At 51.1% G+C, this 25,397-nt stretch carries 17 protein-coding genes; 12 read left to right on the top strand and 5 right to left on the bottom strand.

Annotation, left to right across the window (positions count from 1 at the left end; all coding sequences use genetic code 11):
- The first annotated feature begins 16 nt into the window (after positions 1-16).
- Positions 17-967, top strand: coding sequence for a Ppx/GppA phosphatase family protein (locus ABD852_RS00975; RefSeq protein ID WP_345026117.1), 951 nt, complete (start codon positions 17-19; stop codon positions 965-967).
- Here the strand turns inward: ABD852_RS00975 and ABD852_RS00970 are convergent.
- Both ABD852_RS00970 and ABD852_RS00965 read right to left on the bottom strand, forming a co-directional pair.
- Complete coding sequence (locus ABD852_RS00970; protein WP_345026116.1) at positions 954-1,943, bottom strand: MlaD family protein; 990 nt, start codon at positions 1,941-1,943, stop codon at positions 954-956. The two genes, ABD852_RS00975 and ABD852_RS00970, sit on opposite strands and share 14 nt — an antisense overlap.
- Positions 1,944-2,013: 70 nt before the next feature.
- Positions 2,014-2,811 (bottom strand): N-acetylmuramoyl-L-alanine amidase family protein, encoded by a 798-nt coding sequence (locus ABD852_RS00965; RefSeq protein ID WP_345026115.1) that lies wholly within the window; start codon positions 2,809-2,811, stop codon positions 2,014-2,016.
- A 78-nt stretch (positions 2,812-2,889) separates the two neighbouring features.
- Here ABD852_RS00965 and ABD852_RS00960 point away from each other — a divergent pair, with 78 nt between their 5' ends.
- The 5 genes from ABD852_RS00960 to ABD852_RS00940 all read left to right on the top strand — a co-directional run bounded on the left by ABD852_RS00960 (position 2,890) and on the right by ABD852_RS00940 (position 9,375).
- Entirely contained in the window at positions 2,890-5,691 is a 2,802-nt protein-coding gene (locus ABD852_RS00960) for a putative LPS assembly protein LptD (RefSeq protein ID WP_345026114.1), read from the top strand.
- 244 nt (positions 5,692-5,935) lie between these two features.
- The gene (locus tag ABD852_RS00955; RefSeq protein ID WP_345026113.1) at positions 5,936-6,934 is read left to right on the top strand and encodes an NAD-dependent epimerase/dehydratase family protein; all 999 of its coding nucleotides are present in this window, start codon (positions 5,936-5,938) and stop codon (positions 6,932-6,934) included.
- Between the two features lie 76 nt (positions 6,935-7,010).
- Complete coding sequence (locus tag ABD852_RS00950) at positions 7,011-8,414, top strand: tetratricopeptide repeat protein (protein ID WP_345026112.1); 1,404 nt, start codon at positions 7,011-7,013, stop codon at positions 8,412-8,414.
- Between the two features lie 322 nt (positions 8,415-8,736).
- Positions 8,737-8,955: a hypothetical protein gene (locus ABD852_RS00945; RefSeq protein WP_345026111.1), complete on the top strand. Its 219-nt coding sequence runs from the start codon at positions 8,737-8,739 to the stop codon at positions 8,953-8,955.
- 36 nt (positions 8,956-8,991) lie between these two features.
- Positions 8,992-9,375 carry a hypothetical protein gene (locus ABD852_RS00940; RefSeq protein ID WP_345026110.1) on the top strand — a complete coding sequence of 128 codons (384 nt, stop codon included), beginning with the start codon at positions 8,992-8,994 and terminating at the stop codon, positions 9,373-9,375.
- Positions 9,376-9,514: 139 nt separating this feature from the next.
- On the opposite strand, the gene ABD852_RS00935 is transcribed toward ABD852_RS00940, so the two are convergent.
- Complete coding sequence (locus ABD852_RS00935; RefSeq protein WP_345026109.1) at positions 9,515-10,165, bottom strand: uridine kinase family protein; 651 nt, start codon at positions 10,163-10,165, stop codon at positions 9,515-9,517.
- 64 nt (positions 10,166-10,229) lie between these two features.
- Complete coding sequence (locus tag ABD852_RS00930; RefSeq protein WP_345026108.1) at positions 10,230-13,475, bottom strand: DUF1553 domain-containing protein; 3,246 nt, start codon at positions 13,473-13,475, stop codon at positions 10,230-10,232.
- Positions 13,476-13,662: 187 nt separating this feature from the next.
- Between ABD852_RS00930 and ABD852_RS00925 the strand changes: the two genes are divergently transcribed.
- The gene (locus tag ABD852_RS00925; protein WP_345026107.1) at positions 13,663-14,571 is read left to right on the top strand and encodes a 1-acyl-sn-glycerol-3-phosphate acyltransferase; all 909 of its coding nucleotides are present in this window, start codon (positions 13,663-13,665) and stop codon (positions 14,569-14,571) included.
- 90 nt (positions 14,572-14,661) lie between these two features.
- Here the strand turns inward: ABD852_RS00925 and ABD852_RS00920 are convergent, their stop codons facing one another.
- Complete coding sequence (locus tag ABD852_RS00920) at positions 14,662-15,720, bottom strand: VOC family protein (protein ID WP_345026106.1); 1,059 nt, start codon at positions 15,718-15,720, stop codon at positions 14,662-14,664.
- A 184-nt stretch (positions 15,721-15,904) separates the two neighbouring features.
- On the opposite strand from ABD852_RS00920, the gene ABD852_RS00915 reads away from it, so the two are divergent.
- From ABD852_RS00915 to ABD852_RS00895, 5 genes are all read left to right on the top strand, one after another.
- Positions 15,905-18,700 (top strand): M16 family metallopeptidase, encoded by a 2,796-nt coding sequence (locus ABD852_RS00915; protein ID WP_345026105.1) that lies wholly within the window; start codon positions 15,905-15,907, stop codon positions 18,698-18,700.
- Between the two features lie 223 nt (positions 18,701-18,923).
- Positions 18,924-20,930, top strand: a complete 2,007-nt coding sequence (locus ABD852_RS00910; protein WP_345026104.1) for a T9SS type A sorting domain-containing protein — start codon at positions 18,924-18,926, stop codon at positions 20,928-20,930.
- 119 nt (positions 20,931-21,049) lie between these two features.
- Complete coding sequence (locus ABD852_RS00905) at positions 21,050-21,607, top strand: thioredoxin family protein (protein WP_345026103.1); 558 nt, start codon at positions 21,050-21,052, stop codon at positions 21,605-21,607.
- A 581-nt stretch (positions 21,608-22,188) separates the two neighbouring features.
- Positions 22,189-23,427 carry an MFS transporter gene (locus tag ABD852_RS00900; protein WP_345026102.1) on the top strand — a complete coding sequence of 413 codons (1,239 nt, stop codon included), beginning with the start codon at positions 22,189-22,191 and terminating at the stop codon, positions 23,425-23,427.
- A 233-nt stretch (positions 23,428-23,660) separates the two neighbouring features.
- The gene (locus ABD852_RS00895) at positions 23,661-25,394 is read left to right on the top strand and encodes an alpha-amylase family protein (RefSeq protein ID WP_345026101.1); all 1,734 of its coding nucleotides are present in this window, start codon (positions 23,661-23,663) and stop codon (positions 25,392-25,394) included.
- Positions 25,395-25,397 lie beyond the last annotated feature (3 nt).

Below are 25,397 nucleotides of genomic sequence, written 5' to 3'. Positions count from 1 at the left end.
AAAAAAAGTACCGTTTATGAGCAAGAAGCTGGCGGTGATTGATCTGGGCACCAATACGTTCCAGATGATCGTAGCCACCCAGGAGCGCACAGGATTCACCATTCTTTTTCAAAAGAGCACGCCTTCAAAAATCGGGAAGGACGGGATTAACCGGAAAGTAATCACAGACGATGCTATTCACCGGGCTGTCTCCATCCTGGCCGATTTTGAAAAGGAGCTGCAGCGCTTTGAAATATTCCCGAAGGACGTGTTTGTATTCGGTACGAGCGCCGTCCGCAATGCCGCCAACCAGGACGAATTCATCGACCGGGTCCGGGATCAAATGGGTTTCAGCATCCGGGTGATCGACGGCAGTACCGAAGCCCAGCTCATCTACTTAGGCGTCCGGGAAGCGGTGCACCTGGGCGCAAACCCGAACCTCATTATGGACATCGGCGGCGGAAGCGTGGAATTTATCATTGCCGATCAGCAGGACGTCTTCTGGAAGAAAAGCTTCGAGATTGGTGGTCAACGCCTGATAGAGCGTTTTGTAAAATCAGACCCGCTAAGCGCGGCGTCCAGAAAGCATATCTTTAATTTTCTCGACGAACAGCTCATACCGCTTTCCAATGCGATCCATCAATACGCCCCGCAGGTACTGGTCGGTTCCTCCGGGACCTTTGAAACACTGGCGGAAATGGATCATTGGAACCGGCTGAACGACTGGCCACCGGCTCACCAGACCGGGTTCGATATCCCGCTTGAAGTGTTTGAAAAAAGCCGGAATCTCATCCTGAGCTCCGACAGGGCCGCAAGACTCAGTATACCAGGAATGAAAGAACTGCGCGTCGACCTGATCAGTGTTGCCGTATGCCTCATCGAGTACATCGTAAACGCCTACCCTATTAACCGGATAAAAGCCTCCCGTTACTCCCTCAAGGAAGGAGCACTATCCATGTTCTGTAACGATAACCTTAACGGGACGTAGTGTCGGGAGCGGGCTCCTTGAACTTCAACAGCGTATCAATCGGCGAAACAGCCGGGCCACGGTCTTTCTTCCCGAAAACAGAAACGTTGATGTAACGCTTGGGGTGCTCCCGGAAATTGGCAAGCAGCTGGTTCAGGCTCATCATCGTATAGTTCAGGTTCTGGTAGAGCGCGTCGTCGGTCAGTAACTTACCGGCGGTCCCCTCACCGGCTTTTATACCCGCCAGGAGCGTTTGCAGCTCTCCTATGGTCTGGTGGGCCTTATTGATCGTAGCACCCAACGAAAGTGCGTTCAAAGAGTCCACCAGCGTATTGGCATTGGCAAGCAGCGGTTTGATCCCCTTTTCGGTCTCTACGAGCGATTCCGAAAGTTTACTCAGGTTAGCCATCAGGCCGGCAATCTTCCCCTTATTCTCGTTCAAAATACTGTTCAGCGAGTTGCCGGTCTGGTCAAAATTGGCCAGCACCTTGTTAAGCGTCTCTCCGGTTTGCTTAAAGCCTTCCGAAACAATCGCCAGGTTGACCATGAGCGAATCAGCATGCGACAATACCGGCGTAGCCTGACTCTGAAGCAGCGCCATCAGGCCGGCCTCTTTTTCGGAAACCAGCAGCGACTTGTTAGGCAGCATTACCTTCGAAGTGCCCATCTGCAGCCGTACCGCTTTGCCGCCAAGCAAACCACCGTCGACAAGCACTGCCTTTGTACCTTCCGGAAGCGGCAAATTCTTCCGTACATCCAGGCTTACCCGTAACATGTTGTTCTTCTCCGGCACCAGGTCTATCTGCACCACCCGCCCTACCGGGTAACCGTTCAGAAGAACGGGATTGGAGGAAGTGAGACCATCAACATTGTCATATTCAACATAATAGATATTGGACCTGGAGAAAATATCCGATCCCTTCAGGAAATGAAACCCGAAATACAAGACAACCAGCGATATTGCCGCTAACAGGCCAACCTTTACTTCTTTAGACATCCTAGCTATAAATACGTTTATACTATTTCTTTAGGTGTGAGGTGTGGGGCGTGAGGTGTTAGGCACACATTCACTCCTCAGTCTCCACCGCTCTTTTATAAGCACCGAATGCTTTCAGGATCCTTTCGGCATTTTCCGCGTTTCCTTCTTCTGAAAGCAGGTAATTTTCTTCCTCCGGGTTACTCAGGAAGCCCACTTCGACCAGCACGCTCGGCATTGTAGTCCGCCAAAGTACAAGAAAACCGGCTTGTTTTACCCCTCTGCTCGTCCTGAACTTCCCGAAATTATTCTCCACATGTTGCGCAAACCTGAGGCTGTTGGTCAAAAAGGCACTCTGGTAGTTGGCCAGCATAATATAAGCGAGCGGAGAATCGGGGTCAAATCCCTTGTATTTCTGCTGATAATTGGTCTCTTTCAGGATGACGGAGTTTTCCCGTTTCGCAACTTCCAGGTTCCCGTCGGTTTTATGCAAGCCCATTACGAATGTCTCCGTACCTTTGACGGCCTTCGACCTGGGGCTGGAGTTGCAATGCAGGGAGATGAATAGATCGGCATTGTTATGGTTGGCATAACCGGAACGATCCGAGAGATCCACAAATTTGTCAGTAGTCCTGGTATAAAGCACCTTCACGTCAGGGTATTCGTCTTTGATGCGTTTTCCAAGCTCCAGGGCCAGTTTTAACACGACGTTTTTTTCCTTGGCGCGTTTCCCGACCGTCCCCGGATCATGTCCGCCATGACCGGCATCAATTACAACCGTTTTAACTTTATATCCCTCTATGGATGGTGTGGGCGTGGTTCCGAGAACCGGATTCCGGTTCGTCAGCAACAACAGGACAATTACGAGAGATTTAATAACTTTTAACATTATTTTGTGTGACGCACATTACTTCATTGATTTTTGTACGCTAATTTTGATCATCAAGATTTTACAAAAGTAAGTTATTTGTTAGAACTGAAAAAAAACCTCTTTATTATATGGATCGGCTCTCTACTTCTTCTTTTACCATTTGATACTTTTTCACAAAGAAGTACCAAATCTCAGAAAGCAAAGAAAAAAGAAGCAGCCGCTCCAGTCAAGGCCCCAGCTCAGGTTGTTCCGCTGACTGCTCCCGGCAGCGCCCGCGACTCAATCCCGGCCGGGGATTCTCTTGTATTACCCAAGGATTCGGCCAAAGTGGACACCGTCGTCGGCGACCTGAGCACCACCGTAGTCTATACGGCCGAAGACTCCACCATAATGGAAGCCCAGAAGAAAGAGGTACACCTCTACGGCAACGCTTCTGTCACCTACGGCGAAATCAACCTGAAAGCCGATTATATCAGGCTCAACTGGGTGTTGAATGAGGTTTATGCCATCGGCCGCGAAGACACCGCTACCAAAAAAATGGTGGGCGAACCCATTTTCCAGGAAGGACAAAGTACTTACAATACCAAGGAAATCCGGTACAATTTCAAGACCAAAAAGGGGATCATCAAGGGAATTATCACCCAGGAAGGCGATGGAAATATCCGGGGGCAGCGGGTAAAGAAAGACAGCCTGAATAACTTTTACCTGGCTAAAGCCATGTACACCACCTGTAATATGGAGCACCCGCATTACTATATCAATGCTCCCAAAATCAAGCTGGTAGAGAAAAAACAGGTAATATCGGGCCTCTTTAACCTGGTCATCAGCGATGTTCCCCTTCCCCTTGGATTGCCCTTTGGTTTCTTTCCTCTACCCAAAAACAAGGAATCCGGCACCTCCGGTATTCTCTTTCCCACCTATGGCGAGGATGCCATGCGGGGATTCTATCTCCGGGACGGAGGCTATTACTTCGCTATCAATGAATATGTAAACGCGGCGATCCTGGGGCAATTCTATACCAGCGGCAGTTGGGGCGTGGGCCTGGAATCGTCTTACATGAGCCGGTACAAATACTCGGGGAACGTAATGCTTCGCTTCAACCGCAACCGGTCCGGCGACGAAGTGAACAAGATTCTCAAGAACGATATCCGGAACGACTTCAAGCTCTCCTGGAGCCATACACCAAAACCGCGGGGAAGTTCTACTTTCTCCGCCAACGTCAACATCGGAAGCGACAGTTACAATAGTCTCAACGCGGCGGATATCAATACCTATATCTCCAATACGGCAAGTTCGTCGGTACAATACAACAAAACGTTCGGTAGCTTCGCCCGTGCCGGCGCAAGCTTGCGCGTCAACCAGAATTTCGGGAGCATTGACGCTCAAACCCAGATCCGGAAAAACGGTACCACCAATGTCAGCTCGGATTTCAACTTCGGGATCAACCAGTTTTCGCCTTTCACCATAGGCGGGCAGGCACGGGGACGCTGGTATGAAAGCTTCCGCCTGGGCATGGATTTCAGCGGAAATTACGGTGTCACCAATACACTGGCTGCCATTGACACCTCCTATGCAACGTTGAGGTTCATCATTGACAACCCCATTGACACCAGCCGGCTCAAACAGAAGGTCCTGGCCATAAACGGACCGAACCTTCCGACGATTTTCGACAACGGAACTTTCCAGGGGCGTTATTCTATCCCGATATCGCTTCCGAACATGAAATTGCTGAAGCACATCAACGTAACACCAAGTGTGTCGTTCCAGGGTGAGCTTTTCAACCGTGCCTATAACTATACCTATCAAGGGAACAACCGGATCCGGATTGACACGACGGAGGCCATCTATACCCAATATGCCTACAATTTCGGGGCCGGTATGAACACCCGTTTTTACGGCCTGTTCCAGGTACGGAAAGGGAGGCTGGAGACGATACGGCATACCGTTATACCCAACGTGTCGTTTAGCTATACCCCCGATTTCTCGCGGAACAGAAACTTCTACCAGGAGGTTCAGATTAATGACAAGGGCGAAAAAAGGACTTTCTCCAAGTACAAAAACCTGGCCACCGGCGGAAACGGCAGAGCCTCGGGAATGGTCAATTTCGGGCTTGGCAACCAGCTTGAAATGAAGCTCCGGAGCAAAAATGATACGGCTGAAAACCAGTTTGAAAAGGTCTCGCTGCTCGATAACCTGAGTATCAACGGTAACTATAACCTGCTTGCCGATTCGCTCAATCTTTCCAATATAAGCCTGAGCGCAAATACCCGGCTGGGAAAAAACCTTAATATGAACTTCAACATGAACTTTGACCCCTACATTTATGAGGCCTACCCGGGTTCCACGTCGGGGGTCCGGGTCAACAAGTTCGCCATTACCCACGGTCAGGGGCTGGCACGCCTGCAGAACATGAACTTTTCCTTAAACACCAGCTTCAACCCGGCTGCCCGAAAAGTCAATACCGAGCAAAACAAGCAGAAAACGGGTGCGTCGGAAGAACAATTGGAGTTCATTGACCAGAACCCCGATCTGTATGTCGACTTTAATATCCCCTGGAACGTGAACGTCAGCTACAATTTTGGCTGGAACCGAACCGGGCTTGCACCTTCCAACACCGTCCAGGCGCTCAATTTCAACGGTGACCTGAGCCTTACCCCCAAATGGAAAATCACTGTGTCTTCCGGGTTTGACTTTGCGGCGCTCAGCCCGACCATTACGCAGGTCACGATCTACAGGGATTTACATTGCTGGGAAATGAGCCTGAGCTGGACCCCCTACGCCGGTAGTTCGGTCAGGGCCAGTAACTACAACTTTACGCTGAAGGTCAAATCGTCTATCCTCCAGGATCTGAAGCTGACCCGGCGCCGGTCGTTCTACGACTCCGGCGGTATGTACTAGCGCATAGCATCCCCGCAAAGCCGCCTATCTGCCGGAAACCGGCAGACTGAGGTCGATATTGAACCCTTTGTATAGAAAATCGTTAACTTTGACACCGGTTTCAAGCAATCGGCTAACAGTTATTTTTTTACAAAAGGTGTCATCGGCCGTTAGCAGGAAAGCGTAGTCGAAATTTTACCTGTTTGAATGGGCCCCGCGAACAGGCAGGGCGTCACTCGGGTGAACCCATTAAAATCTGAGCTATTTGAAAGTTTTAGTAACCGGTGCAACCGGATTGTTGGGCAGCAGGATAACCAGGCAACTTCTCGATCTGGGTCATAGCGTTTCAGTCCTCCACCGGCCGTCTTCAGACCGGTCGCTCCTGGAGGACGCGGCCCGGAAGGTGCAATGGGTGGAAGGCGATATTCTCGACATTGTCGGCCTGGAGGCCATTTTTTCGGAAATTGACTACGTGGTTCATGCCGCGGCCATGGTATCTTTTATCCCCAGGGAGAGGCGCATGATGCGACAGGTGAATGTGGAAGGAACCGCCAACGTCGTCAACGCCTGCCTTCTTGCAGGTGTAAAAAAGCTTTGCTATATCAGCAGTGTAGCAGCGTTGGGAAGGCCTGAGACCCTGCAGAAAAGCGCACCCCGGCCGATTGAGATCAACGAGGAACAACGCTGGACCGACAGTACTTCCAATTCCGAATATTCGGTAACGAAATACAACGCAGAGCTTGAAGTCTGGCGGGGAATCGCCGAAGGCCTTAACGCGGTCATTCTGAATCCTTCCGTCATTTTGGGAGAGGGCGACTGGCTGAAGAGCAGCACAAGGCTTTTTAAATATGTTTACGATGAAAAGCCCTTCTACACGGAGGGCCTTCTCAACTACGTAGATGTTGCCGATGTCAGCGAAGCTGCCTGCCGGCTGCTCCTCTCCGACATTTCGGGCGAGCGTTTTATTGTAAGCGGCGGGACTGTCCCCTATCGGAAATTCTTCGAAGATGCCGCCGCAGCGATGCATAAAAAAGCGCCGAAATGGCGTGTTAATACACTCCTGGCCGAGTGTGTCTGGCGCTTTGAAGCAATACGGAGTTTCCTAACCGGAAGCAGTCCGCTTCTTACCCGGGAGACCGCCCGGGCAGCACAGCACCACTTCAGGTTCGACGGCCGGAAGCTGACCGAAAGAACCGGCATAGCGTATCGTCCCCTGCAGGAAACGCTGACGCGCATTGGCAAAAGTTTGAAACCCGTAGTTTGATTTTAATCTAAAACTCTCTAACTTTCTAAACCCTCTATTTTATTTTTTGAGGGGCGAAACATAAATCTTTTACAAAATGAGTCAGGAGTTTGACGAACGTAAAGATTTTTTAAAAGAGACATTCCGACGTTTTGAAAGAATGATCCAAACGAATGAAAAATCATTCTTTGAGCTGGACGTTTACGAAAAAGCGCTGGAACATTACCTGAATAAAGAAGATTTAATAAAAGCGTTCAAGGTTTGTGAGATAGGTCTTGAAGAATACCCCTATTCTTTGACATTAATGCATGGCAAAGCCAATCTGCTTGCCAACAGGAACGACTTTGATGCCGCAATTGAAATACTGGAGCGGGCATCGCTATTCCACCCCGGCGACACCGATACCCTGCTCACCCAGGCCACGATTTTTAACCTGATGGGCGAATACGAATCGGCTGTCTCGATTCTCAGAGAACTTCTGAACAGCTCCGCCGATCTGGATGAAGTTTTTTACCAATTGGGACAAGCCTATCAAAATTGGGAAAAATATGAAGAGGCGATCGAATTCTACAAAAAATCGGTAGCCATCAACCTCAACAACGAGCCCGCTCTTTATGAGCTGGCCCACTGCCTGGACCTGGTCGGAAAGCTGGAAACCCATCTTGACTACTACCAGGAACTTGTGGACCGGGACCCGTTTTCCTACCTCGCCTGGTACAACCTCGGGATCGCTTTCAGCAAACTGGAAAAGTACGAAGACGCGGTCCATGCCTATGAGTACGCCACGCTGATTAAAGAGGATTTTGCTTCGGCCTATTTCAACCTGGGGAACTCTTATATGAACATGCAGGCATTTGACCTGGCTGTTCCCAATTATCTTAAAGTAATCGAAGCCGAAGGGCCGCAGCCGGAGACCTATTGCTGTCTCGGCACCTGCTACGAAAAGCTGGGCAAACTGGAAAATGCAATCGACTACTACCGGAAAGCTGTTAAGCTCGATGAACAGTGGGATGACGGCTGGTTTGGCCTTGGCATTTGTATGGGTGAAATGGGTCGCTGGTACGAAGCCGTAGGTTTTATCCGCCGTGCAATAAATGTTTCGGAATTAAACCCGGACTATTGGCTGGCGCTTGCCGAAATGGAATTCAAGCTGGGCAACATGGCGTCATCATTAGAAGCCTTTGAAAAGTCAGTTGAAATTGAACCCTCCAATCCCGAGGTATGGTTGAAATGGTCCTATGCCCTTTTTGAGCAGGGAAATCATGGCCGTGCGCTCGAGCTGATCCAGGCCGCCATCGACGACATGCCGGACGAAGCCGACCTGTATTATCGTGCCGCAGCCTACCTGATCCAGACAGGTGAATACCGGGAAGCCCTGCTCCACCTGGAAATCGCGCTCACGCTCGACTACGATGCGCATATTCAGTTGTATGAATTCTTTCCCGATCTTGAGAAACAGAAAGCACTCTTCCGCATCATCGAGCAATACAAAACGAAGTAGGTAAAACGCCATTGTCGCCTGCCGCCGGTCATTCCTGGAAAGAAGTTTTTTACCAAAACACCTTGGAATAGAAATGACAAATAGATGTTGTTAGTGGAAGTCAATAGTAGCCGGAGGCTACCGCCCGGACGGTCATCCTGAAGCGGAGCGCAGCGGAGTCGAAGGATCTCCTGTTGCTATAAAAAAGTCCTCTGAAAGGGATTGGGTACGGGGAGCGGGAGATCCCTCGGCTCCGCTCGGAATAACCGTCCGGACGGCGCGGCCATCCGTAGTATTATCAATAGTAGCGCATCTGCCGAAGGGTCATCCTGAGCGGAACGTAGTGGAGTCGAAGGATCTCCTGTTGTTAGAAAAATCCTATTTAAAGGATTGGGTACGGGGACCGGGAGATTCCTCGGCTCCGCTCGGAATGACCGTCCGGACGGCGCGCCCATCCGTAGTATTGTCAATAATAGCGCGTCTGCCGGAGGGTCATCCTGAGCGGAACGTAGTGGAGTCGAAGGATCTCCTGTTGTTAGAAAAACCCCATTTAAAGGATTGAGCCCGGGGAGCGGGAGATTCCTCGGCTCCGCTCGGAATGACCGTCCGGACGGCGCGCCCATCCGTAGTATTATCAATAGTAGCGCATCTTCCGGATGGTCATCCTGAGCGGAACGTAGTGGAGCCGAAGGATCTCCTGTTGTTAGAAAAATCCTATTTAAAGGATTGGGTACGAGGACCGGGAGATCCCTCGGCTGCGCTCGGGATGACCGTCCGGTCGGCGCGCCCCTCCTTAGTGTTGTCAATAATAGCGCATCTGCCGGAGGGTCATCCTGAGCGGAACGTAGTGGAGCCGAAGGATCTCCTGTTGTTAGAAAAATCCTATTTAAAGGATTGGGTCCGAGGACCGGGAGATCCCTCGGCTGCGGTCGGGATGACCCTCCGGGGGGAGCGGCGCCAAACCTGTTGTGGTCAATGGTAGCGCATCTGCCGAAGGGTCATCCTGAGCGGAACGTAGTGGAGTCGAAGGATCTCCTGTTGCTATAAAAAATCCTCTGAAAGGGACCGGGTACGGGGACCGGGAGATCCCTCCGCTGCGGTCGGGATGAAGGACCTTCACTTCAATCAATATTACGCCCCTCCCCTTGGTTAATTTTCTGAGTAATGTACGCTGAAACGACATCCAGTGCAGCATTAAAGCTGGTGTTGTTATTCACGACAATATCAGCCACTGCACGCAGGGGTTTAATAAACATATCGTAAGTCGGCGCCACGTGGTTTTCCCAACGGTAGAGCACGTCCGCAAGATCATAGCCCCGAAGATCGTTGTCCCTTACGATCCTTCTTTTAATTTTGACATGCTCCTTGGCATCCACAAAAATCTTGAGATCAATCTGTCGGGCGACTTCCGGGTAATAATAGATAAACAATCCTTCTACGATGATAACAGGCCTGGGTTCCAACCGGATTATTTTCGCAACGGCCCCGGGCTTGTTAAAGGTATATTCCTTCTGCTCTACCGCCTCTCCCCTTTTCAGGGCGGCAATATGCGCTGCAAACAGTTCGTAATCAATCGTCTCGGGCAGGTCAAAATTTTCGACCCCGTTGATATCCTTGGGAATCAGGTGAATGGGCTTGTAATAGTCATCCTGAGAAATGCGGCAGACTCCTTTCTCCGGCAGCGCTTCTATCAGCTTTTCCATAAAAAAAGTCTTACCGGACGCACTTCCGCCAGTAATCCCCACCACAAAGGGCTTGTAATGCTCACTCATAATCTTGCCACTGACCGGCACATTTGATTTCGGGCCGCAAGTTAGAAAAACGCGTTAATAACCGCTATCGCTTGATCAAAACCTCATCAAAATTCATGACGGTACTCGCCACCACACTGTAGGCAGCCAGTTGCGGGGCAGAAAGCTTTTTGTTCAGCCCGGCGTCACCGACTGCAAGCAGCGCCTTGCATTTAAGCGGATTGGCCCTGAAATCAGCCTCCTCCTCCTGGTAGAGCCTCCGGAGGACATCCAGTTCAGCATTCGTGGCTTTCCTGCTCACTACACTCTTGAAAAAATACTGCAGCACGGCATCGGTCCCTGCAGGATTTGCCTCCATTGCTTTCTGTGCGAGCATCCTGGCAGCTTCTACAAACTGCGGGTCATTCAGCGTGACCAGCGCCTGGAGCGGGGTACTTGTTTTTTGTCGCTTGACACTGCAAAAGTGCCTTTCCGAAGCATCAAAGTTCAGCATCATAGGCGGCGGTGCGCTCCGCTTCCAATAAGTGTACATGCTTCTCCGGTAGAGGCTGTCGCCGGTGCTGCGCACATATTTCACGGCGTTACGCGTGGCAAGGGCTTCCCAGATACCGTCAGGCTGATAGGGATATACACCGGGTCCGCCTACGGACCGAACCAGCAATCCACTGGAAGCCAACGCATTGTCCCGGGCCTGCTCTGCACTCACTCTACCCGACTGGCTACGCGTATACAGCTTGTTTTCCGGATCTTTTTGAAGCTCATTTCCTCCTGCAACCGATGACTGCCGGTAAGTTGCCGAAGTCACCATCATTTTTTCGAGCGCTTTCACATCCCATCCCGATTTTCTGAACCAGACCGAGAGCCAGTCGAGAAGCTCCGGGTGCGAAGGCAGCTCGCCCTGGTTCCCGAAATCAGCTGTCGTTCTCACCAGTCCGCGCCCGAATGTATTTTGCCAAAAGCGATTGACTGTTACGCGTACAAAAAGCGGGTTGTCGGGGTGCAGCAGCCATTGCGCAAGCCCGAGCCGGTTTTTGGGCAAATCAGCAGGCATCGGGAACAATTGTTCGGGCGTTTCGGCCTTCACTTCATAGTCAGGCGCATCATAAACACCGCGCTTCAAAAGGAAAGTCTTCCGCGGATACTTGCGTTCTTTCATGACCATTACATCGGGCTGCTGGTCAAGGATTTGGGTTTCTTTGCCGATTGCCGCCCGGGCGCTGTCAAGCGCTGCACGATAACGCGGATGGTAGTTATCGAGGAAATAAGTATAAAGCTGCTCCCTGGTTTCCGGTGTATTATTCCGCACTGCCCAAAGCACTTCGTCCTTCTGCGTGTACAATGATTTTACTTCCAAAGGATTGAGACGCCGGGAATAAATCCGAAGCTCGTCAACCTCGAAGTCCTTGGTATACTGGTCGGCCAGCCGGCCGATCCGCATGGTGCTCTCCCCCCAGTTGGATTGCTTTTTCCCGTACAAAAGGCTCTGGTTCAAATGGTCGTTCATCCGGTAGACCTTCATTTCCTGCCCGTTGAGGTACATCCTGGCGCCGCTCGCCCTGCTTAATCCATCGTACGATACCACCAGGTGGACCCACTGGTTTAAAGGAACCTTTTCTTCCGAAGCCAGCTCAATCGAGTTCTCCGGCCATACGTTGCTGAGTGTGAACCTGAAAGTACCGTCTGCCTCTCTGAATACATTCCAACCGCGGTACCCATTAAAAACACCGTTCGATTTGTGGATCAGGGATCCGACAGTCTGATCGCTGTGGAGCTTCAGCCAGATGCTGACCGTAAAAGGCTCATTCCGTTCATACCACCCGACCGGTTTCGGGAAGTTGATGGCGTTTTCGCCGAATATGTACCGTGAACTACCGAATTTCCCCTTCCTGATCGACGCCCTGGCCAGGCTGTCCTCGCCTTCTACCCGCGCTGTATCCTTCATCAGGGCGGTGTTCAGCAACACCCTTCCGGTGGTATCGTCGAAACGGTAATACCCCACGAGCTTATCCGACATGGAAATCAGCGAGTCTTTTTGCCTCGGTATTTCTTTCAGCCACTTTTCAAAAACCGCTCCCGCCGTCCTTCGCGTTTCATTCCGGATGATTGCAGCATCGAGCTTGGCCTGCGTGAGGCGCCGCAGGTGGACCTCGGCTTCCGGGGAGGGCATTACAATTGTAGGGCTGGCTTCGCCGTTATAGGGAATCTGTCCGTTTTCATTATTGTTGTTAAAGAAGGCATAAAGCGAAAAGTAGTCCTTCTGGCTGAACGGGTCATACTTATGATCATGACAGCGCGCACATTCGGTTGTCAGGCCCAGAAAAGCCGCACCAAACGTGTTCACCCGGTCCGATACATACTCGTTCCGGTACTCTTCCGGTACAATTCCCCCTTCCTGGCTTTGCTGATGGTTACGATTGAAAGCGGTAGCGAGCATCATCTCACGGTCCGGGTTCGGCAAAAGATCACCTGCGAGCTGCCAGGTCACAAAACGGTCGAAAGGCATATTTTCATTAAACGCCCTGATCACCCAGTCGCGGTAAGGCCACATCGTCCTCGGACCGTCGTCCTGGTAGCCGTGCGTATCCGCATAGCGGGCCAGGTCCAGCCAGGGAACAGCCCGGTGCTCTCCATAGTGCTTTGACGCCAGTAACCTATCAACTACTTTTTCATAGGCCTCCGGACTTGCGTCTGCTAAAAATGCATCCACTTCTTCTACTGACGGCGGCAGGCCGGTAAGGTCGAGATACACGCGTCGCAGAAGGGTAGTCTTGTCAGCCTCTGGTGCAGGCTTCAGACCCGCTTTCTCCATGCCGGCCAGAATAAACCGGTCGAGGTCGTTCTTTGCCCAGGATTTATCCCGGTTTTCCGGGATTTCAGGTTCCTGAACTTTTACAAAAGCCCAGTGCGGTTTGTAGACGGCCCCCTGTTCAATCCACCGTATGAGAATCGCTTTTTCCTGGGCGCTAAGCGTCAGGTGAGACTCCGGCGTGGGCATCATTTTCTCCGGGTCGTCGGTCAGGATTCTCGCCACCAGCTCACTTTTAACAGAATTCCCCGGGACAATAGCGGTCAGTCCGCTCTCTTCATTTTTCCCGAAGGCTACTTCCGAAACATCCAGCCTCAACCCACCTTGTCTTTTGTTCTGATCCGGCCCGTGACACGCAAAGCACCGGTCGGACAAAATTGGCTTTACATGCAGCGTATAGTCTATCTCCTCCGGTATGGTAGCCAGCTCCCGGTCAATTTCTTCCGGAAGGTCAACCGACTTGTTACACCCGACCAGCAATCCGAAGACCACCGCAACCAACCATGACAGAATTTTCAGTTTCAAAGCAATAAAAGTAATATTGACAATTGTTTTTCTGTGCCTGAACCGGCCTGTAAATCTGCATCAGCCGGCCATCGGAAATTCAACAATTTGCGTTACTTTAGCACTCTATAAAAATACAACAAAAGTTTTGTTCTACTTATATTCTCGCTTTCTTTGCCGGCTGGCAATCAGGCTTTTTTTAAAAAATGTGCGGGTCACCAATCTCCGAAACACGCCGTCCGACCGCCCTCTCCTACTCGCATCCAATCACTCCGGTTCCTTTTTTGACGCTGTAGTGCTGGGTATTTACCTCTCACAACCTATTCATACGTTCACCCGGGCCGACGTATTCCGCAAGCCAGCGGTGGCCAGGTGGCTACGGCGCATTAACCTGATCCCCGCCTACAGAGGTACTGAAGGAGGAAGGGAGCACCTGAAAAAGAACGATGAATCTTTCCGGCAGGTGCGGCAGATGTTCCGGGAGAACGCTTGTATCGTTATTTTCTCGGAGGGTGTTGCGGCAAATGAATGGAATCTTCGTCCGCTCGCAAAAGGAACCGGTCGTCTCGCCTGGCAAACCTGGTTCGGGGAAAACCCGCAGCCCGCTATGGAAGTCGTGCCGACTGGCCTTACTTACGAACACTACAGGGGCGCCAACAAGGACGCCTGGGTTCATTTCGGCGAGCCTATCCGGATCGATACCATCCGGGAGGACCCCGCCCAGCAGGAAAAATGGCTCCGGGCCTTCAATCTCCTCCTGACCGAACGAATGAAAGGTACTATTCTGGAAACGGAAACGGGCGTGCCGGACCCTGACGCATTAAAAAGACATCTTCCGCAAAGAGGGTCGCAGCCGCTGCTTTCCCTGGCCGGAGCGTTCGGAAGAGCCCTGCACCGGCCGCTCTACAGGCTGTACTATAAACGCATCCTGGCGAAAACGGAAAATACGGTATTTTTCGACTCTGTTCTTTTCGGAGCCCTGATGTATACCTATCCCCTGATCATCGGAATACTGGCGATCATTCTCGGAAGCCTCACCTCGTTTTACTGGGGAATTATCTTTTTTATAGCGATGCCGGCGCTGGCGTGGCTGGGGAACCAGTTCAGGAGGGGGTGAGGTTTGGGGGATCAGGGGTGAGGTTTGAGGGATGAGGGATGAGGGGGGGCCGCCGGCCTTGAAAAAAGCCGGCGGACGTCTGGGTGTTTATCAGTCTTTCACGCGCCCGAGCCCCATCAGGCCGAGCATCCAGTTGGGAAGCGGCCGCTGGTGTTTGCGTTTCCTGAGATCAAGGTACCAGCCTATCTTTTTCAGCACCGGTAGTTTATGGGTTTCAACCAGCTCAATCAGGGTTCCATCCGGGTCTTCCACGTAAGCAAAGCGCCCTGCCGCTGATTCCATACCGAAAGACTCACCACTGTCAACGGTAAAGGGGTATCCACTGTTTTCCAGCACCTCTTTCAGGCGGTTCATATCCAGGGTGTCAAAGCAAAGGTGAATATAGCCGCAGTCCCCCCAAAAACGGTCCGCAAACAGCTTTCCCGGGTTTCGTTCCAGGTCCTGCAGCAGCTCCAGCCTGATATTTCCCAGGAGATGGCTGAAGGCGCCGTGAGGCGTTTCCTTTTTTGTTAATACTACCCGCCGGAAACGCCGCGATGCGGCGCCGTCGGGCAGGTCATCAAAGTGGCCTGTCTCGTCGTATTCCACTTCAAGGTTGCCAAGCAAAGTGCGGTAAAATTTCAAGGAGGCCTCCATGTCGGACACCCCGATCACCGCGCCCAACACCCCGCCTACCGGGCGTGCATCCTCCTTGAACCAGCTGTTGTCTTCCACCACCTGGAAATTGTTCCCGAATGGATCCACTCCCCAAAAACCCTTCCCGCCCGGCAGCTGCACAAGCTTCGAAACTGCGCTACCGGCCTTTTTTTGCAACCAGCTATGCGAGCGGTCCACATAAGCGGATTTAAACTTGATGGCATAAATTCCCAGGTCGCCAGGTACGGGTTGGAACGGCATCGGCGCCGATTCACGGCTTTTAAATTGCCAGATTTCCAGCCCTCCGCCGCCCGACATGTTCAGCGCCAGTAAAGCCCTCCGGCTATGGACTTTTCCGCCGGTATAGCGAATCATATATTTGGCCTCTGCGCTGTCGTCAAAAAGCGCCACATCAAACCCTAATAGCTGTCTGTACCATTTCCAGGTTGCATCTACGTCCCTGCACCCGATCCCCACCTGCTGCACGCCTGATATCAAAGGAGAATCTGTCATAAATTTTTATTTTGATTTCTTCAGGAAGTTCTGAGCCGTGAAGATACGACCATTGCCACAATCATTCCCAACAATTGTACTTCAGTCACTCCGTTCATCATTTTTTTCATATCTTATCCTGCAAATTATCTACATTTACTTTTTTTCGCGTGTGCCATTCATCAAACAACCATCTACTGATTATATGAACGTGAGATTCTCATTCTCTAAGAAAGCCACATTAACCTCCTTCCTGGCCATCATCGCGCTGGCCGGCTCATTTGCCCAAAACCTGCCCAAAGGCATAACGAAGGTCACATCTGTTGAAGGAATCACCGAATACAAGCTGGAAAACGGCCTTCGGGTCCTGCTTTTCCCCGATCCGTCCAAGCCCACCATTACGGTAAATATCACTTACCTCGTCGGCTCGAGGCATGAGGGGTATGGTGAAGCCGGTATGGCCCACCTGCTGGAGCACATGGTGTTTAAGGGCACACCCAAACACCCGAACATTATGCAGGAGCTCACCGAGCATGGCGCGCGGCCGAACGGCACCACCTGGTATGACCGGACCAACTATTACGAGACCTTTTCAGCCACGGAAAACAACCTAAAATGGGCCCTCGACCTGGAAGCCGACCGTATGATTAACTCCTATATTGCCAAAAAAGACCTGGAAAGTGAATTCAGCGTAGTACGCAACGAGTTTGAAGCCGGCGAAAACAGCCCCTTCCGTGTGCTCATGCAGCGCGTGGCGGACATGGCCTATTCCTGGCACAACTATGGCAAATCGACTATAGGCAATCGTTCCGATATCGAGCGGGTGCCCATAGAAAACCTGCAGGCTTTCTATAAAAAGTATTATCAACCCGACAACGCCGTACTGATGGTTGCCGGGCAAATCGATGAAGCCAAAACCCTCGGGTTGGTCAGCCAGTATTTTGGCGTAATCCCCAAGCCTGAGCGTGTGCTGCCGCAAACCTATACTACCGAACCTATCCAGGACGGCGAGCGGTTTGTAGAAGTGAAGCGCGTTGGAGATGTACAGATGGTGATGGCCGCCTACCACATTGCGCCGGGCGCCCACAGCGACTACGCCCCGACCGAGGTGCTGGCAGAATTGCTTACGGCTGAGCCTTATGGTAAGCTGTACAAAAACCTGGTAGGAACCCAGAAAGCTTCCTCACAGTTCGGCCTCTCGTTCCAGCTGTACGATCCCGGCTATGCTTTGTTCGGAGTCGAATTATTGAAGGAAAAATCGCTTGACGAAGCTAAAAATGCCTTTCTCGCAACCCTCGATTCAGTCGCTAACGCTACACCTTCGGCAGAAGATATTGAGCGGGCCAAAACGACTATTCTCAAAAACTGGGATCTGCAATTCCGGAATGCCGAACGCGTTGGGACAGGTATCAGCGAATTTATCGCTTTCGGGGACTGGCGACTCGCTTTTCTCTACCGGGACCAGATTCGTAAGGTAACTGCGGACGATGTGATGCGGGTAGCCAAAACGTATTTCAAGCCGTCTAACCGCACAGTCGGCGTATTCATACCCGAAGCCAGCCCATCCAGGACCGAGGTACCGGCGCGCCCTGACATCGCGGCGCTCCTGAAAGACTACAAAGGAGAAGCGCAGGTTTCCCAGGGAGAAGCGTTTGACCCGTCCCCGGCCAATATAGAGAAACGGACGACCAAAGTAAGCAACCCGGGAGGGCTTGAGCTGGCTTTATTGCCGAAAAAAACCATGGGCAACGTAGTGTCGGCTCAAATGACCTTCCGGTTCGGAGACGAGCAAAGCCTGCAAAACAAAGGGGCAATCCCGTCGTTTACTGCGGATTTGCTGAACAAAGGTACAACCAGCAGAACCCGGCAGCAGATAAAAGACGAGCTTGACAAACTAAAAGCAGCAGTATCGGTAGGAGGCGGCGCCAACCAGGTAGTCGTTTCGATAGAGACGGTTAAAGAAAGCCTGCCCGGAGTAATCAAAGTGGTTGCCGACATCCTGAAAAACCCCAGTTTTGAAGAATCAGAGCTGGAAAAATTGCGCCAGGAACAAATAGCCGGTATCGAATCACAGCGCGGAGAACCGCAGGCCATTGCGGTGACCGAGTTCCGTCGTAAAACCTCCCCTTATAAAAAAGGCGATCCCAGGTATGTCGGTTCCTTCGACGAAGACCTTGAAGATGTGAAAAAAGTAACTGTGGCAGAAGTAAAGCAGTTTTACAAGGATTTCTATGGCGCCTCTAACGCGACTATCGCAATCGTCGGAGATTTCGACAAAGAGCCGGTTGAAAAATTGCTGACCGACGCCTTCGGCAACTGGAAAAGCCCCAAAACGTTTAAAAGACTGGTATCCAGGTTTGAAGCCCCGAAAGCGTCAAACGAATCTATAGAAACGCCGGACAAAGCAAATGCGATGTTCATGGCCGGCCTTCCAATTGCTATCCAGGACAATGACCCCGATTACCCGGCCATGGTTCTGGGTAATTTTATTCTGGGCGGGGGCGTTCTGAATTCGAGGCTGGCATCGAGGATTCGTGTAAAAGACGGTCTCAGTTATGGCGTAGGCTCCCAGTTTTCTGCCTCGCCCCTGGATAAAAGCGGTAATTTCCTGGCTTACGCAATTTATGCCCCGCAAAACGTAACGAAGCTGGAACAGGCCTTTAAAGAAGAAATCGAGCGGGCCCTCAAAGGCGGCTTTACCGAAGAAGAGGTTTCAAGTGCAAAAACGGGCTACCTCCAATCCCGCCAGGTTTCAAGAGCCCAGGACAACGCCTTGAGCAACACGCTGAGCAACAATCTGTACCTGAAGAGGACCCTGGCCTGGGATGAAGATTTCGAGAAGAAAGTTCAGGCGCTCACACCTGCTCAAATCAAAGCAGCGGTGAATAAATTCATTGACTTGAATAAAATGGTTATTGTCAAAGCCGGAGAGTTTTCCAAAAGCCCGAGCGCCGCGCCTGCAGGAAGTCCCGCAGCTGTTGGTAGCCAGGAGAAAAATTAATTTGCCTCCGGTCGATAAAGTAGCTGCGGTATTGCCGCAGCTACTTTTTTTATGAACCCGTAAGTAAATGCACAATATTGACCGTACGCTCCAGGTTGGAGATTTTATGTTTCTTAACTAAGTTTGGGAAACACTTATCGGCTTCCCTAACTTCCTGCACCATTTGGAAAACTCTACCACTCTCTCAATTAGCGGCTCTCGAAAGCAGGCTGCATTTTCCGGCATGGCCTTTCACAGGGTCCTCACGTTGTGGTTCCTCTTTTTACTCCTTTTTTGTGATTCAGCGGCAGCCCAGAAATTCGGAGACGCCTATTTTACAAGGCTGCCCCAGGATTACCAGCTTTACCCGAGGAACGACAAAAACGAGGCGGCAGTACCGATTGCAGGCTATTTTGATACAGCCGGCTACAATTACGTTTCGGTATGGGTGGAGCGGGAAGGAACGCGGACCAAATACCTGAGAGCACAGGTCCAATACAATGGGCAAAAAGGCACATTTGCTACGGAAGCCTCTGTTAAGGCCGAATTGGCCAATTACAATTTCAAGGTATACGCCAGAAAAGGCAACGATTCTACCCTGTTGGTTACCCGGCAAAAGGTAGTCAGCGGAGACGCCCTGGTGATTATGGGACAATCCAATTCAACCGGCTTTTTTACCGACACCGAAACCAGCGAGTTCTGCCGGACCTTCGGCGTGATCACCGGCACGCTGAACACGGAGCACTATGATGCAGCCGACACGCTATGGTCGCTGTCAAATGTGTCATACAAGACCAACGTCGGCACCATGGGGCTGGAAATTCAAAAGCAGCTTTCAGAAAAAAACGGAATACCCAATGTGCTCATTAACGGGGGAATTCACTGGTCTTCCGCTTACACCCATGCCCTTCGGAATGCCGACAACCCGACCGACCTTGGCACTGCCTACGGAAGGATGCTTTACCGGCTGCGAAAATCAGGTACCGCCGGCGTGTGCAAGGCATTTATCTATCGACAGGGTGAAACCGAGGCTTACCACGAAGGCGGAGACTGGGCGGAATCTTTCGACCGGTTTTACCATAACCTTCAAACGGACATCCCGGCAATACGCAAAACATACGTTTTCCAGATCGACATTATCTATTACCCATCCCCGACAGGGGCTATATTAAGGGACTACCAACGGAGGCTACCCGATATTTACCCCGATATAAGAACGCTAGCTACCGTCGGCACGAAAGAATTCGACGGTCTCCACTATGGCCGCAACGGGAATATTCAGAGTGGCTTCGAAGTATCCAGGCTCATCAGCCGTGACCTGTACAATTCGGCTGACACGCTCAACATAGATTCGCCGAACCTCAGGAAAGTGATCTCCCGAGGCGCCGAAAAAAATGAGCTGGTACTTGTTTTCGATAAAAACCAGGATCTTGTTTACCCGGATCCGTATCGACCTAACGGTAATGTAACGCTTGAAATGAAGAATTTCTTCTACCTCGACGGCTGGCAGGGCGTCGTAACGGAAGGCCGCGCCGAGGGCAACCGCGTCGTTCTGAAGCTGATAGGCCCGCTGAAAGCAAAACAACTCTACTACCTGCCGCCGTACCTTGAAGAAGGGGGGAGCTACTACCCTTTTACCGGGCCTTACCTCACCAACAAAAAGGGGATGCGGGCTTTTAGCTTCTACCAGGTTCCTATTTATGATGCACTTGGCACACCACAACTGACCGTTGCCACCGACGGTTCGGAGGTCACCCTCAACTGGAGTGCCGTTCCCGGTGCAGCTTCCTACGTACTGGAACGCAAAGGAGAATTGGAAGAAAGGTGGGCCGCCCTTACTGCTGCAAAGGCCCCCACTACGTCATTCCGCGATAAGCCAATGCTCGCCGGAACCAGGAAAGTAGCCTACCGGGTGAAAGCCGTCAGTGAGAATTCCGAATCGGCTGATTATGGCACCGCCGAGGCAAATGTTGATATTATTGCCGGTGTTGAAGACGAAAAAAATAAAGCGGTCGAAATTTACCCCAATCCCTCCGGCGGCGACCAGGCGCTCACGGTAAAAGCGCGCTTTTCCGGCCCGGGAAGCATTTCTTTTACCGATCTCAACGGTCGCAGGATCCACGAGATACCGGTGGCGCCACAACAGGATGTATTTACCGTAAAGCCGGGCACATTCACGCCAGGCGTTTACTTGCTGAAAACCGAAAATGGAACTGACCGGTCTGTAAAGAAGGTGGTCATACTCCCGTGAATCGCCGGTGCGCCGGCCGTCGTACTTTCCGGCTATTTTTATTTTTTTTATCCTGCGGGTAATTTTAACCGGCCAAACGCTGTTATTGTAGAAAGCTAACCATATTCCGCAACCAAAACATGATCCGATTAGCAGGCGCAGCGTTCCTTGCCGTTTTATTCACTGTCGGTTTGTCGTCATTCGAAATGCCCGCCGGCTTTCCGCCCGACAAGAAAGCGAAAGTAAATTGGCTCACACCCGAACAAGCCTACGCACTGAATGCCAAAGAGCCCCGCAAGATGCTCGTCGACCTTTATACGGATTGGTGCGGATGGTGCAAGGTAATGGACCGTGAAACCTATGCAAAGGCCGAAATAGCTGAATTTATCAACAAGACCTATTACCCGGTAAAATTCAATGCCGAGCAGCGTCAGAGCATCAAGCTTGGCGACCGGAGCTATCATTTTATGGCGCAAGGCAAAGGCGGCATCCATTCGTGGGCAATGCTGCTCAGCCAAAATAAGCCCAGTTTTCCCACCACTGTCTTTCTCGACGAGAAAATGAAACTGATCCAGCCTATTCCCGGGTACATCAAGCCCGACGAGTTCTACAGGATTGTAACGTATTTCGGTGGTGACCACTATAAAAAAGAAGCATTTGAAGGCTTCGTAAAAGGTACTTTCCGGCAACTTTACTGAGCCTGCTCACCGCTCAGAAGCGCCGCGCAGGCCGGTTATGCCCTGAAAGCAGTTTTTTGCCAAAATACATTGGGTGCAGGACAATTTGGTTCAATAACCTACCATTGACAACACTGTTGGGCGCGCCAACCGGACGGTCATCCCGACTGGAGCGCAGCGGAATGGAGGGATCTCCCGCTCCCTGCACCAAATCCGTTTCAACGGGCTTTTTAGTAGCAACAGGAGATCCTTCGACTCCGCTGCGCTTTTCTCAGGATGACCGTCCGGGCGTTAGCCGCCGGCTGCCCACCTGCCATTATCTCACACGGGTATAGAAACCGGTTACACATGCTTAACAGGCGGGTATTGTGCTGATTTTATAAGTCACAATATCATCTCCGCTCCAGGGTGTTAAGGATGACGGGAAAGCGATCTCCATCCGTATTCCCAAAAATTCCATCTCAAATCTCTTCATTCTTTTGCTGATTTCAGGAAATCCTGTACTTTTTCAACATTTAACTTTTTTAATATTTCTACCTTTTTAAAATATTTGCAAAACGATACTACATCCCCTATTTTTGTAGAAAATATCACACCAGGCCATGAATTTCAGCTTAGAGCGGGTATTAAAATTACCCAAAAACTTTATAACAAAAGAAAGATTTCATCTTCACCGGGACAATTCCCCGATCTACAAAAAGAGCCATCAGCGGATTGCGGTTGCCGTTTACTTTTTCTGCCTTGGCCTCTCTTTCGCCAGCTGGGCAAGTCGGATTCCGGATATAAAAGCATCACTGCGGCTCAGTGAAGCGCTTTTGGGGACCCTGTTGCTCGCCCTGCCCGCCGGGCAAATGCTCACACTTCCCTTCTCAGGGCGAATTGTTGCCCGCTATGGCAGCAAAATCACGCTTGGCATTGCGTTTGTCTTTTATGCGTTCAGCCTGACCAATCTGGGCCTGGCGAAGGAAGCATGGCAGCTCGCACTCGCATTGTTCGCCATGGGTGTTTCCGGAAACCTTTGTAATATTTCGGTCAATACCCAGGCGGTAAGCGTAGAGAAATTGTATGGCAGGTCCATTCTCGCCTCTTTTCATGGGGTATGGTCCACGGCAGGTTTTAGCGGCGCGCTTATCGGCCTTTTGATGATCAGCCTGAAACTGACCCCCTATCAGCATTTCTGGATCATTGCACTTTTCGGTATCAGCGCCACACTGATCGCCAATCGTTTCATGACAGAAAGTGCTACGACAGCTCCGGCTGCACAGGCCGAAGCAAAACCTTCATTCCTGTCAAAACCACCAAAAATAATCCTGCAACTGGGCCTGATCGGTTTTTGCTGTATGGCATCCGAAGGGACCATGTTTGACTGGAGCGGCGTATACTTTCAAAAAATTGTGAAAGCCGAAGGCGAACTCATCCCGCTCGGATACGCGTCATTTATGATTATGATGGCCATCGGCCGCTTTACCGGAGACAAGCTGCAACAACGATTCGGCAGGCAGAGAATGCTACAGCTCAATGGCCTGTTGATTTCTACCGGGCTTGCGATCGCCATTTTCTTCCCGAATATTATTACTGCCACCATCGGTTTCATTATCGTAGGGTTCGGAGTTTCATCGGTTGTTCCCATTGTGTACAGCACTGCGGGAAAACTCGGCAATATGGCCCCCAGCATCGCGTTGGCCGGTGTATCGGGAATCAGCTACCTCGGCTTCCTCCTCGGCCCGCCGTTGATCGGTTTTGTAGCCGAGCTGACTGATCTCAGGTTTTCTTTTGGAATGATCTCCGTTCTCGGACTTCTGATCGCGATATTCGTCCCCAGGATCCAGGCATTTAAATAGGCTGAATATCCTCTTTTCCGAGGTGTAAGGAGCAGCGGATAGAGCTCCTATCCGCCCTTTTATTCTGAAAATTTCAACAGATAGCCGGTTACCTACCCGAAAGTAGTGACCGGCTTTTTGCCGGAATTGTACCTGCCAATTATAAGAAATGCTTATTTTTAAGTTTGTCGTTCACAACCGCCCGCTTGCCTTCCCGGGCCGGGATTCGTGACGTTCCATTTACCATACGCCTTATGTCAGCGCCGCATAACCATAAATTCATCATTTATCAGCTCCTGGTCCGTCATTTCGGAAACACCAATACAAAAAACAAGTTTTTCGGCTCCCTGTCAGAAAATGGCTCCGGCAAATTCAACCAGATTAGTGACAAGGCGCTTCAATCCATCAGGGAATTCGGCGCGACGCATATCTGGTATACGGGCATCCTGGAACACGCTACCATGACCGACTATTCCCTTTTTGGAATAGCACAAGACCACCCGATGATTGTTAAAGGGAAAGCCGGGTCACCTTATGCGGTTAAAGATTACTACGATGTAGACCCCGATCTGGCAGAAAATGTTACCATGCGCATGGAGGAATTCGAGGCGCTGCTGCACAGGACCCGTAGTCAGAAGCTAAAAAGTATCATTGACTTCATTCCCAACCATGTTGCCCGGCAGTACCGGTCGGACAAACGACCGGAGGGTGTCTCTGATTTCGGGGAACAGGATCGGACAGACCTGGCCTTCTCGCCGGACAACAATTTTTACTACATTCCGAACGAGCCGTTCCAGGTCCCGGAAGGACTGTCCACACCGCTGAAAGTAAAACACGAGTACGTAGAATTTCCAGCCAAAGCGACCGGAAATGATGTTTTCCGGGCAGACCCTACGGTATACGACTGGTACGAAACCGTAAAGCTGAACTACGGCGTCGACTACCTGGACAACCGGAAAACTCATTTTGACCCGATTCCCGACACCTGGCTAAAGATGCGTGACATCCTGCTTTTCTGGACCCGTAAAGGTGTGGACGGCTTCCGCTGCGACATGGCTGAAATGGTGCCGGTAGAATTTTGGGGCTGGGTAATTCCGCTGGTCAAAAACGAAAACCCGGAGCTCATTTTTATCGCGGAAATTTACAATCCCAACGAGTACCGCCGCTATCTTTCAGACGGCAAATTCGATTATTTGTATGACAAAGTGGGTCTTTATGACACCATGCGCAGACTTGTAGAAGGCGGTGGAAATGCGGATGACATCACCCGGTTATGGCAGCAGGAAACCGGCGAAATAGCTCCCAATATGCTACGGTTTCTTGAAAACCACGACGAACAAAGGATTGCCTCGCGTTATTTTGCCGGCAACCCGTTCAGCGCGCTTCCCGCCATGGCCATGAGCGCCACCCTCCACACAGGCCCTGTCATGATTTATTCCGGTCAGGAACTGGGCGTTGCAGCCAACGACGCAGAGGGCTACCAGGGCGACGACGGACGCACCAGCATTTTTGATTATTGGGGTATCCCGGAATTGCAGGCCTGGACCCGTGGCGGCAAGTTCAATGAAAACAACCTGAGTGATAAGCAGCGTATACTGAGAAAGTTTTACGCCGACCTCAATCATTTGATTGTAGCCAATGAAGCTTTCCATTCAGGTGCGTTTTACGACCTTCAATATGTTAATTTTCACGGCCAGAGCACCGGTTACGACAGCACACGGATATTCTCTTTTTTAAGATATACCAGCAGGCAGAAAGTGCTGGCGGTCTTTAACTTCGACCATCAAAGCGAATTCATAACCCACGTCAGGATCCCCGAACCGGTATGGGTAGAAACCTTAGGGCTTGATACAGACAGAAATTATGAGCTGGCCGGCATTTTCGGTAACCCCGCCGGGGATATTAACTTCCGGTTTGACGAAAGCCCGGGTGGCATTCCGGTAAGTTTACCTCCCGGCGCCTTCCGCATCTGGCAAATCATGGATTAACTT

It is taken from the genome of Ravibacter arvi (assembly GCF_039540405.1).
In the GTDB taxonomy this organism is placed as follows: domain Bacteria; phylum Bacteroidota; class Bacteroidia; order Cytophagales; family Spirosomataceae; genus Ravibacter; species Ravibacter arvi.
The sequence above is the reverse complement of the archived record's forward strand: the minus strand, read 5'-3'. Positions and strand labels throughout refer to the sequence as shown.